The following is a 9606-nucleotide window of genomic DNA, read 5'->3' as shown; positions in this document are numbered from 1 at the left end:
CACGCTAAAATTTTATTTTGAATTTCTTGCCACATTGCATACATATAGCATCATATTTTTTACCACGTTTACCTGCAAAACCAACTATTGTTCCAATACCGCCATATATAACACCGCCTATTGCAGCCTTGCCTAAAGAAAATGCTTTGCGTCTATTATCAAGCACTTGAATATCATGTGATTTACATTTAGGGCATTTTGGAGCATGACGCTTGTATTTTTTCTTAGGCTGCTCATTAATGGTAATATTTTGAACAACAGGCCGTTGAGCTTTTAAAGCTTTTTCTTCTTTGTCTTTTTCGTTTTCTTCATGAACATGATTCCAAAATTTAGAATCATCATCTTTAATCTGTTCAGGCGTTCTTTTATCTTTAAATTTAGGCTGTGTCCCAACTGTTAACCAAACGACAATCCACACAATTAGTCCTAGATGCCAAACATGTAGAAAAGCTATATTTAATATTCCAACAAATAGTCCTCCAAACATGCCATACACAAATCCCGCAACTGCATCGCCTTTCCAAAACTTAGGCTCTTTTTTATCGTCCACCACGAATCCCCCCTGATAATTTAAAAATAATATGTGTTAATAAAAAATATAAATCATTATGTAAAAATATCTGAGTAGTGGTATATTTTACTCAGATACATGATAAGTCTTAGCCTTCACATCCTATCGGGAGGGCTAGGACTTTTTCTTTTCCTCTAACATAATTTTCCCAATTACATCAACATCTTGTGCAGGATAAACCATGTCTTCATATTTATCATTGATAGATTTCAATCTGATTTTTCCATCTTCACGATAAATCTTCTTGCAAGTAACGCCTACATCTTTAATCCTAACAATTACTACTTGTCCATCGGTATCAGGCACTGGCTGATAATGTAAAAAAGCCTGCGAACCTTTTGGAAGCAAAGGTTCCATAGAATCTCCAGCAATTGTTACAACTTCATCGGCGCCTCTAGGAACTTCGTTTCTAATGACTACCATTTCTTGCTGGCTGTCTTGATAGTCACCATCTATAGGAGCACCAGCAGCGGTTGCACGCCCTGAACGAACGGTTTTACTGTTTTGCTCATATAATTGCGCTTCAGCAAAATGATAAACTTGTTTTTGCCTTAATGGTTCAAGCTCTTCGTAAATAGATAGAATATCATTACCACTGTTAGATTCTGGGAAAAATCTATTAATGCTAACACCTAAAGCATTTGCTAACGCAAACAAAGTATCTTGCTTGGGTGACCTAAGACCAGCCTCATAATTAGCAATTGCTCCTTTTACAACACCAACTTTGTTAGCCAATTCAGTTTGAGTCAAATTTTTTTCTTCACGAAGATTTTTAATAACTAGTCCAGCATATTTAGCTAAATCCAAATTGTTCATCTCCTTATCTATACCTATATAATATGCTTGGCTGTGAACTTAGTCAACATAAAAAACACGAAAAGTGAACTTTTTTTGCCTTTTCTATTGATTAATGTTCACGAATAGTGTACTATAAAAATATAGAAAAGAGGTGAGCAAAAATGCAATACAAACTTTTAGCCCTTAGAAAAGAGAAAAATGAAACCCAAAAAGATGTTGCAGAAATGCTTGGTATTACAGAGGCTTCATATAGAAACAAAGAAAATGGTAAAACACAGTTTAAGATGAATGAAATGTTTTGTTTAGCTAGCCACTATTGTCATTCAATCGAGGAAATTTTTTTGCCTCGAAAGTTCACAATTAGTGAACAAAAAGAAAAAGTGAGGAAGTGAAATTATGAAAACAGAATTAAAAGCAATCGGGAAACAACACATTGGAAAATATGAATTTACTGGAATTGAGGGCGGATTTGGCGAAGGCAAAAAAGCGATGCTGGTACCAGACATTGCAAAAGTTCACGACAGGCCAGTGTACAAAATTAATGAGCTTATTAATCGAAATATAAAAAGATTTAAGTCAGGAATTGACTTGATTGATTTAAAAACCGTTATCCCTCAGAAGGATAAGGAAAAATATGGCTTTAGTCAAAATGCGTGGAACAGGGCCTCAAACATTTACTTAGCATCTGAACGTGGATATGCGAAACTTCTCAAAATACTTGAAGATGATAAAGCTTGGGAAATTTATGACGAACTGGTCGATAACTATTTCAACATGCGACAAGCAATTAAGAATAATCAGCCAGAACTATTGAAGGACAAACGTTTGGCTATTCTAGAAACAAATGCTGCTACTAGGCGAGCGAAATTGCTTTATGATGTTGCCTTGAAAATGCCAGAGGGAATTGAACAACAAAGACTTTTTTCTAAAGTTGCATCAATGATTACTGACGAAACGATTTTACCCATTATGAATAAGGCAGAGTATTCAGCTAAGCAAGTTGCTGAAAAAATTGGTCAAGGCTTAACAGCGAATATGGTTGGAAGAATTTCCAACAAACTTCATTTGAAGGCTAAACAACCTGAGCAAAATAAATATGGCCGTTGGGCTAATGGCAAGTCTCAATATTCAAGTAGAGAAACGCCGCAATGGATTTATTTTGACAAAGGATTAGATGCTATTAAGAAATATAGACAGCAGGGGGCTTGAAAATGGAAATTGAAAATATTCGTGAAACATTAAAAGTACTTCTTGACTATAACAACAGTGAACTTAATCCTGACTTGATGGTTGGGGAGTATGGAAAATCTCAAAGAAAAGCAACAGTAGAAGACGTTCAAGAGCTTAATTTAAGCCTTCTTACTAGCATTGCTGACTTGCTAGGTATGAGCGATTTATATCTTACTGATGAAAAGGAGTGATCGTATGCCAACTCTTTTAAATGAAGAAGTGCTGAGAAACGTCCTACAAGAGCCTGTACACAAATTAGCTGATGAGATGCTTAGCAAGGAACTCTCAGGACGGACGTGGGGAATTGATGAATTTCGTAAAGCTTGCTGTGGCGGAAAAGATAAGCCTTGGGTTTCAACCTATGTTTTTGCACCGTTCAAAAAAGAAATAGATGTAAAAAATGGTGGTTGGCTAATACCTGCTCATGGAAAAGGAACCAAATTTGTCATTTTTGCTAAGCCAGCTTGCGAATGGATGGAAGAAAACAGGCAGCGCATTGATTGGGAGGCAAAGATTCCAAAATGACTATGTTTTGGCTAGGAGTGCTAATTGGCGGAGTGATTGGAGAGTTCACAGGAATCGTGCTTGCGGCTTTATGCAATGCAAATAAAAGGAGGTGAAGTGATGTTACTTGTAGGCTGGCTAGCCACAATCGTTCTTGCATATTTTATAGGATCGTACGAAGGAAGGAATGGTAGAGCATGATTGGATACGGAATTTTCACATTGGCATTTGGGTTTATCTGCTTTTGCATCGGTGGAGTGCTTTCAAAGTGGGCATATCAAGATGAAAGCAAATAAAAAAGAGCTGAGTGCAATCAGCTCGATTAGAAATATATTTACACGTTTATTTTATCACACTCCAGAAAGAAAGGTGAATGACGATTTTTTCAGCATAGAAATATTGAATCAGGCCGCACAAAAAATGGGTTACGACTATTTTTACAACGTTCCTGATGATGATGTACAAGACATGTTTGATTTAGCAGAAGACTTATCAATGGAAAACTAGGAGGAACAGAAATGACAAAAACAATTGATTTAAATGGTAAGAAGTTTGTGATTGAAGAACAAAAAGTAACAAAGGTAAATGAATTTAAAATAGGCGACACGGTAAGAATTTTAGACAAGCATTATGACCCTGCAACTATCAATTCTGGAGTGATTATTGAATTTCTTGATTTTCAAGATTTGCCAACAATTAGAGTGGCAGTTTTCACTGACAGTTGGGGAAACACATCTTTGGAATATAAAAACATTAATGACAAATCAGATAATTTGGAAATCCTGCCAGCAAGCCCAGATGAATTAAAAATTGACATGGATATTATCAACGGGAGCCTTGATTCAGATATTGCGAAGAAGCAACGTGAAGTGGAAGAATTGAAGCACAAAAAAATGTTTTTCAACAAGTTTTTTGGAAATGGATTAAAGGAGAAATAGCCATGAATAACGAACAGGCACAACAAGCATTAGAAAATATTGGTAGCAAACTAAAGCTTGAAATGGATAGCAGTATGCCAAGTTTTAGATATGGTAATTAGCCTATTGGGTACGTTTCAACTTCGAGCATTTCAATTTATCCATTTGGAGGCTATCTCAAACACAAAATAACTGATGAAGAATATCAAATACTAGTGCAATTGTCACACACAAGGTTAGACGATCGTGTAGTGAACGACACTTTTTCAAAGTTTACTGACAGTTTAAGGCGAGCTGATGAACCAACACGCACGAAAATAATTAATTACGTTAAGGAGCTGATTTCAAATGATAACAGGAGGGAAAGTTGATGGAAACTAAAATTGGTGCATTGTTGCCAAATGGCACTCGTGTATATGAAGACTGGGAGTCGAATGATTTAACCAACGAGAGCTATTTTCTGATTGAGTTTGGTTCACAGTCGGCATACCTAGTTAAAGCTGAGGGCTTGCATAAATGGATAGAATATGTATTCGAGACAAAGCTACCTAATATAGACGAAGAGTTCTGTGAGGGCTGGCTGTTTGCCAATGAAATTAACTACATGAGAATTAATGAATTGGAGGAATTGGAATGAAGAGTCTTGAATTTGTTTTAAAAAATTTTAAAAGTGACTGTATTGACGGAAGAGATGCCTATAGATTGGGAGAATATACGCCAAAAAGTGAGCTTAAGCTTTTAGGACTCGAACTTAAAGATGATGCAACACACAATCCAAAAGAATGGTGTGAGGAAAATATTCTTGATGATTTAAAGGACGACATTAGATTTGGATATACAAAAGCAATAAACGGTCGGGGAATTTCATCTAAATTCATGGCCTCAGTTGTTGAGATGTGGGACTGGATATTAACCGATGATAAAAAACTACTAGAACACCATGAATCATTTTGTGACAATCATTTAAACACATTTATGGGGCTGGCAACAAAATATGGCATAAGTTTGGAGGAATTGAAATGAACCTATTTGAATTAACAGATAAATATACAGAACTTGCTAATCGAGATGATTTAGATCCTGAAATGATTAAGGACACGTTGGACAGCATTGAAGATACATTCAATAGCAAGGTTGACAACATTGCTACTTGGATTGAGCGCAATCAAATGAATGTAGATTGGCTTACAAAGAAAATTCAAGAGTTGCGAGAATTGCAGACTACTTTAAAAAATAAGAATAAGCAACTTAATCAGTATCTAACAGAAGCAATTGATAACGCTGGGTACAAGGAAGTTAAAACAGATAATCATTTCTTAAAGCCTAGAAATTACAAGGCAAGTGTGATCATCAACGATGAAAACCAGATTTCAAGCAAGTATGCAACTGTTGAAACAGTTATCAAGCTAAATAAAAAAATGCTCTATGAAGACTTAAAAAACGGTATCTATGTAGAAGGAGCAAGCTTAAAGCCTAGTCGAAAGGTGGTAATTAAATGACCGAGGAAAAGCAGAACACTTTAGTTACTATCCAAAGCACGTTGAAAGCTCCTAAGGGTCAATACAACAGCTTTGGTAAATATAAATATCGAAGTACAGAAGACATTCTGACAGCCTTGAAACCTATTCTAAGAGCTTTGAATTCAACACTTACTATTACTGATGAACCTACATTAATTGGGGAGTGGCATTATATCAAAGCCACAGCAACACTCACAACTCCTGATGGTGAATTTAAGACAACAGGATATGCACGCGAGAGTGTTTCTAAGAAAGGCATGGACGACAGTCAGATAACAGGTACAGCAAGCTCATACGCACGTAAATATGCCTTGAATGGACTGTTCCTAATTGACGATACAAAGGACGCTGACACTGACGAACATTACAATCAAACGAATCGTCAAGCAACGAAAACTACTGGTCAAAGTGCAAAAAAATCATATCAGAAAAATGATCCAATGATTCAGAAGAAAGCTTTAATTATTGGATATTTAAAAGCCATTTCCCTTGCTACACAATCTGACGTAAAAACAGTTCAGCAAGAGGCACTAAAGCAAGCAGCTACTAAACCTGAATGGAAAACAGCGGATGCAAATGAAAAAGCAAATATCACTTGTCATATTTTGGAAGAAATGAAGAACAGCCTTGGTAAAGACAAAGTATTTGAGGAATTCTAATCATGTTCGGCAAGCTAATCAAGATTTCAAATAACAAGGTTGAAATCGAATTAGGCGAAGAACTAGATATGTACAAGCTGCAAAAGCTGGCAAACGATAAACAGCCAACAGTTGAATTGAGTATTCAAGACGGAAGACAAATTAGCCCTGATCAACGTAAGAAGATATGGGCGCTGCTGAATGATATGTGCGACTACACCGGAGATGTTCCTGAGGAATGGGAGAAGCGTTTTAAATTCAAGACTCACCTTGATCTTGGTATTAAGCCATTCAGCTTGTCTGATTGTTCGATGACAGTTGCTAACTACATGATTTTGGAAATATTAGATTATCTGTTCACAGAGGATATACCTTTCAAACTGAAAACTTGGGAGAGCATACCAGATTTTTTTCCAAAACAGTTATTGTGTATGAAAAACAGAACTTGCGTCATATGTGGAAGAAAAAACGCACAGCTTGCCCATTTTAAAGCCGTTGGTATGGGTAGAAATCGCAGAACGATAGACGAAAGAAAAATGTATTTCATGTCTCTATGCGTTTTTTGCCATCAAGAGCAGCATCGCATTGGAATTAACTCATTCATGAGTAAGTACCATATTAGGCCCATAAGACTTAATGATGAAGATTTAATAAGATTCAATATCATGTCTAAGAAAGGATTAGATAAGTTTGAAAAAAGAGATTTGGAAATCAATTAAAGGTTATGAAGATCTTTATGAAATATCAAATTTAGGAAGGGTCAAAAGTTTGGAGAAAAAATTCTTGATACCACACCACGGAAAAATGGAAATGGCTATTAGAAGAGAAAAAATTCTAAAACAGAGTAGGAATGCGGACGGATATATGCAGGTATACCTTTGCAGAAACAAAAACCAAAAAACTATGATGGTTCACAGATTAGAATTGTCATCTTTTAGTGGTACTCCATATAAAAATAATCTTCAAGTGAATCATCTAAATGAAAAAACTGATGATAACCGCTTAGAAAATCTCGAATGGTGTACACCGTCATATAACATTAATTATGGCAGCAGAAATAAACGTGTTTCTAAGAAAAATAGCAAGAGAGTTATTGCTACCAATATCGATACTAAGAGCAATAAAATTTTCGAAAGTGTTTTACAAGCTAGCAAAAAATTAGGCTTACAAAATAGTCATATTTGTGAATGTGCGAATGGAAAACGATTTACTACAGGTAATTATAAATTTGAATACGTCAATTAGGAAGGATAGATAAAGATGATGAACTCAGTTAATTTAACAGGGCGTTTAGTTGCAGACCCTGAACTTAGATATAGTGCAAGCGGAACAGCTTTTGCAAATTCAACTATTGCTGTTCAAAGAAACTTTAAGAATCAGCAGGGAGAATATGAATCAGACTTTATTAGATTAACAGCAAGTGGCAAACGGGCAGAAACCTTTGCAAATTACTTCCACAAAGGAAGCTTGCTAGGAATAAGCGGAGAAATTAGAACAGGCAGCTATGAGAAAAACGGGCAAAAGGTTTACACAACAGATGTGAATATTAATCAGCTAACTTTTCTTGAATCAAAAAGCAGTAATCAGAATACTCAATCTAGCCAGCAGAATAATCAATATTCAAACGATAAACAGATTAATATTGATGATGATTCGTTGCCGTTCTAGGAGGTATACCAATTATGGCTCAAAGAAGAATGTTTAGTAATCGAATTACTAACAGCGCAAAGTTTTTAAAAATGCCACTTAGTAGTCAAGCTTTATATTTTCATCTTGGACTGCATGCTGATGATGACGGAGTAGTTGAGGCTTTTACCATCATGCGACAAGTTGGGGCAGTTGAAGATGACCTTAGAATCTTAGCAGCAAAAGAATTTGTCGTAGTGCTTAATAAAGATTTAGTCACTTATATTACTGATTGGAATGAAAACAATCGAATTAGGGCTGACAGAAAAGTTGATTCAATCTACAAAAACATGCTTTTAAAGATTCTTCCTGAAGCAGAAGTAATCAATCCTAAACCCCGTGCTGACACGGGTAAGCCAACTGGACGTCCACTGGACAACAAATGGACCGCACAGGTTAGGTTAGGTAAGGATAGGTTAGGTAAGGATAGTAAAACATATAGTCCTGCTAAAGCAGAACCACATCTCCCTTACAAAGAAATAATCGACTACTTGAATGAAAAAGCAGAAACAAGTTATCGAGCAACTACTAAAAAAACTCAAACTTTAATCAAAGCTAGGTTTAAGGAGAAGTTTAGCTTAGATGATTTTAAAAGAGTTATTGATAACAAAGTAGCTGAATGGAAAAACACTGATATGGCTAAATATCTTAGGCCTGAAACACTGTTTGGAACCAAGTTTGAGAGCTACTTGAATCAGAAAGCAAGCAAGGGCAAGCAACGCTACAACCATTTTGAGGGCGAAAATGACCCGAGCGTTTATGATAATCTACCATTTTAGGAGGCGAAAGCATGGAAAGCGTGGCAGATGCATTTGCAGAAATGGAAGAACGACTGTTTGAAACTTACGGTATTAAGTGCCCTAAGTGCCACAAACTATTGCTTCGTCCAAAAATTTTCAACAAAAAAGGTGAAAAGATGGCTGGAGCTTGTGCAACCCCAGGGTGTGGGTACAAAGAAGCAGACAGCAAGGCAAAAGAACGGCGCAACGAAAATGTTGATTTGACAATCAAGGCTTATAAAAATGATGCCTATGGTTATTTAGAAAAAGCCTCAGTTACTAGTTCATTAAAGGTGTTCAGCAAAAGTTTTGCTAATTATTCAACTGGAACGGTCAATGAGAAGCGAGCTTTAACTTATGCAAGAAATATTTCAGCTAAGCTATGCGATGAAACTGTGCATGCACTACTGGTAGGCCAAACAGGCACCGGAAAGACGCATTTGGCAGTTGGAATTATGCTTGACTATTTAAAACGCAATAACTACATGAAAAAGGCTATGTTTATTGACTTTCCACAGTTGATGGACCAGCTGAAAATGGGGATCAGCAATGATGACATTGGCAAAAAAGTGAATCAATGCCTAGAAGAAGCTAAAAAATGTGATTTGCTGGTGCTGGATGATTTAGGAGCTGAGAGAGACAGTGATTACTCGCTGAGCGTTGTAGATACGATTTTTAGGGCAAGAGAAAACGAAAGCATTGTCGTAACTTCAAACCTTGCAGGAAACACCTATGAAGAAAGATATGGTGCACGGACGTTTGGAAGACTAAAAATGCACGGTAGCGGCAACACATTTTCGTTTAATGGAATCGACGACCATAGGAGGTAAACATGCGTGAATGTAAGCTATGCGGTGGCACAGGCATTGAGCATATCGAAACAAATTGTGGCATGCAGGTAAGACCGTGCATTGTGTGCGGAGCGGTAGACGAATTGATAAGGAGGCACGAAAGTGGAACACG

General features: G+C 36.5%; 17 protein-coding genes. 15 read left to right on the top strand and 2 right to left on the bottom strand.

Annotated elements, in window-relative coordinates; translation table 11 throughout:
• Positions 1-4 precede the first annotated feature (4 nt).
• Both AB3Y88_RS04150 and AB3Y88_RS04145 read right to left on the bottom strand, forming a co-directional pair.
• On the bottom strand, positions 5-550 hold the full coding sequence (locus AB3Y88_RS04150; RefSeq protein WP_367293395.1) for a hypothetical protein: 546 nt from the start codon (positions 548-550) through the stop codon (positions 5-7).
• Positions 551-685: 135 nt separating this feature from the next.
• On the bottom strand, positions 686-1378 hold the full coding sequence (locus AB3Y88_RS04145) for a helix-turn-helix domain-containing protein (RefSeq protein WP_367293394.1): 693 nt from the start codon (positions 1376-1378) through the stop codon (positions 686-688).
• A 152-nt stretch (positions 1379-1530) separates the two neighbouring features.
• Between AB3Y88_RS04145 and AB3Y88_RS04140 the strand changes: the two genes are divergently transcribed.
• The 15 genes from AB3Y88_RS04140 (at position 1531) to AB3Y88_RS04070 (ending at position 9473) form a co-directional block, all read left to right on the top strand.
• Complete coding sequence (locus AB3Y88_RS04140; protein WP_367293393.1) at positions 1531-1761, top strand: helix-turn-helix transcriptional regulator; 231 nt, start codon at positions 1531-1533, stop codon at positions 1759-1761.
• 4 nt (positions 1762-1765) lie between these two features.
• Positions 1766-2578, top strand: a complete 813-nt coding sequence (locus AB3Y88_RS04135) for an ORF6N domain-containing protein (protein ID WP_367293392.1) — start codon at positions 1766-1768, stop codon at positions 2576-2578.
• A 2-nt stretch (positions 2579-2580) separates the two neighbouring features.
• Positions 2581-2790, top strand: a complete 210-nt coding sequence (locus AB3Y88_RS04130; protein ID WP_367293391.1) for a hypothetical protein — start codon at positions 2581-2583, stop codon at positions 2788-2790.
• 4 nt (positions 2791-2794) lie between these two features.
• Positions 2795-3124, top strand: a complete 330-nt coding sequence (locus AB3Y88_RS04125; protein ID WP_367293390.1) for a DUF771 domain-containing protein — start codon at positions 2795-2797, stop codon at positions 3122-3124.
• A gap of 180 nt (positions 3125-3304) precedes the next feature.
• A complete protein-coding gene (locus AB3Y88_RS04120; protein WP_367293389.1) occupies positions 3305-3610 on the top strand; it encodes a hypothetical protein in 306 nt (101 codons plus the stop codon).
• An 11-nt stretch (positions 3611-3621) separates the two neighbouring features.
• Positions 3622-4041 carry a hypothetical protein gene (locus tag AB3Y88_RS04115; protein WP_367293388.1) on the top strand — a complete coding sequence of 140 codons (420 nt, stop codon included), beginning with the start codon at positions 3622-3624 and terminating at the stop codon, positions 4039-4041.
• A gap of 349 nt (positions 4042-4390) precedes the next feature.
• Positions 4391-4657 (top strand): hypothetical protein, encoded by a 267-nt coding sequence (locus tag AB3Y88_RS04110; protein ID WP_367293387.1) that lies wholly within the window; start codon positions 4391-4393, stop codon positions 4655-4657.
• Positions 4654-5043, top strand: coding sequence for a hypothetical protein (locus AB3Y88_RS04105; protein ID WP_367293386.1), 390 nt, complete (start codon positions 4654-4656; stop codon positions 5041-5043). Before AB3Y88_RS04110 ends, AB3Y88_RS04105 begins: the two co-directional genes overlap by 4 nt.
• Positions 5040-5519, top strand: coding sequence for a siphovirus Gp157 family protein (locus AB3Y88_RS04100; protein ID WP_367293385.1), 480 nt, complete (start codon positions 5040-5042; stop codon positions 5517-5519). Before AB3Y88_RS04105 ends, AB3Y88_RS04100 begins: the two co-directional genes overlap by 4 nt.
• Entirely contained in the window at positions 5516-6199 is a 684-nt protein-coding gene (locus AB3Y88_RS04095) for an ERF family protein (RefSeq protein ID WP_367293384.1), read from the top strand. The genes AB3Y88_RS04100 and AB3Y88_RS04095 overlap by 4 nt, the downstream gene beginning before the upstream one ends.
• Before the next feature lie 2 nt (positions 6200-6201).
• Positions 6202-6897, top strand: a complete 696-nt coding sequence (locus AB3Y88_RS04090; protein ID WP_367293383.1) for a putative HNHc nuclease — start codon at positions 6202-6204, stop codon at positions 6895-6897.
• Positions 6869-7423, top strand: coding sequence for an NUMOD4 domain-containing protein (locus tag AB3Y88_RS04085; RefSeq protein WP_367293382.1), 555 nt, complete (start codon positions 6869-6871; stop codon positions 7421-7423). The genes AB3Y88_RS04090 and AB3Y88_RS04085 overlap by 29 nt, the downstream gene beginning before the upstream one ends.
• Before the next feature lie 15 nt (positions 7424-7438).
• Complete coding sequence (locus tag AB3Y88_RS04080; protein WP_367293381.1) at positions 7439-7846, top strand: single-stranded DNA-binding protein; 408 nt, start codon at positions 7439-7441, stop codon at positions 7844-7846.
• Positions 7847-7860: 14 nt separating this feature from the next.
• Complete coding sequence (locus AB3Y88_RS04075; protein WP_367293380.1) at positions 7861-8643, top strand: conserved phage C-terminal domain-containing protein; 783 nt, start codon at positions 7861-7863, stop codon at positions 8641-8643.
• Positions 8644-8654: 11 nt separating this feature from the next.
• Positions 8655-9473 (top strand): ATP-binding protein, encoded by an 819-nt coding sequence (locus AB3Y88_RS04070; RefSeq protein WP_367293379.1) that lies wholly within the window; start codon positions 8655-8657, stop codon positions 9471-9473.
• The last annotated feature ends 133 nt before the right edge of the window (positions 9474-9606 follow it).

Origin of the sequence: Liquorilactobacillus satsumensis, from assembly GCF_964065465.1 — a bacterium.
Taxonomy (GTDB): Bacteria; Bacillota; Bacilli; order Lactobacillales; family Lactobacillaceae; genus Liquorilactobacillus; species Liquorilactobacillus satsumensis.
The sequence above is the reverse complement of the archived record's forward strand: the minus strand, read 5'-3'. Positions and strand labels throughout refer to the sequence as shown.

What these genes read in the sequence shown, in the direction of transcription:
- AB3Y88_RS04105 (WP_367293386.1), top strand. Translation starts at nt 4,654, where the DNA reads ATGAAGAGTCTTGAATTTGTTTTAAAAAATTTTAAAAGTGACTGTATT.
- AB3Y88_RS04100 (WP_367293385.1), top strand. Translation starts at nt 5,040, where the DNA reads ATGAACCTATTTGAATTAACAGATAAATATACAGAACTTGCTAATCGA.
- AB3Y88_RS04110 (WP_367293387.1), top strand. Translation starts at nt 4,391, where the DNA reads ATGGAAACTAAAATTGGTGCATTGTTGCCAAATGGCACTCGTGTATAT.
- AB3Y88_RS04070 (WP_367293379.1), top strand. Translation starts at nt 8,655, where the DNA reads ATGGAAAGCGTGGCAGATGCATTTGCAGAAATGGAAGAACGACTGTTT.
- AB3Y88_RS04140 (WP_367293393.1), top strand. Translation starts at nt 1,531, where the DNA reads ATGCAATACAAACTTTTAGCCCTTAGAAAAGAGAAAAATGAAACCCAA.
- AB3Y88_RS04130 (WP_367293391.1), top strand. Translation starts at nt 2,581, where the DNA reads ATGGAAATTGAAAATATTCGTGAAACATTAAAAGTACTTCTTGACTAT.
- AB3Y88_RS04090 (WP_367293383.1), top strand. Translation starts at nt 6,202, where the DNA reads ATGTTCGGCAAGCTAATCAAGATTTCAAATAACAAGGTTGAAATCGAA.
- AB3Y88_RS04125 (WP_367293390.1), top strand. Translation starts at nt 2,795, where the DNA reads ATGCCAACTCTTTTAAATGAAGAAGTGCTGAGAAACGTCCTACAAGAG.
- AB3Y88_RS04135 (WP_367293392.1), top strand. Translation starts at nt 1,766, where the DNA reads ATGAAAACAGAATTAAAAGCAATCGGGAAACAACACATTGGAAAATAT.
- AB3Y88_RS04115 (WP_367293388.1), top strand. Translation starts at nt 3,622, where the DNA reads ATGACAAAAACAATTGATTTAAATGGTAAGAAGTTTGTGATTGAAGAA.
- AB3Y88_RS04075 (WP_367293380.1), top strand. Translation starts at nt 7,861, where the DNA reads ATGGCTCAAAGAAGAATGTTTAGTAATCGAATTACTAACAGCGCAAAG.
- AB3Y88_RS04080 (WP_367293381.1), top strand. Translation starts at nt 7,439, where the DNA reads ATGATGAACTCAGTTAATTTAACAGGGCGTTTAGTTGCAGACCCTGAA.
- AB3Y88_RS04095 (WP_367293384.1), top strand. Translation starts at nt 5,516, where the DNA reads ATGACCGAGGAAAAGCAGAACACTTTAGTTACTATCCAAAGCACGTTG.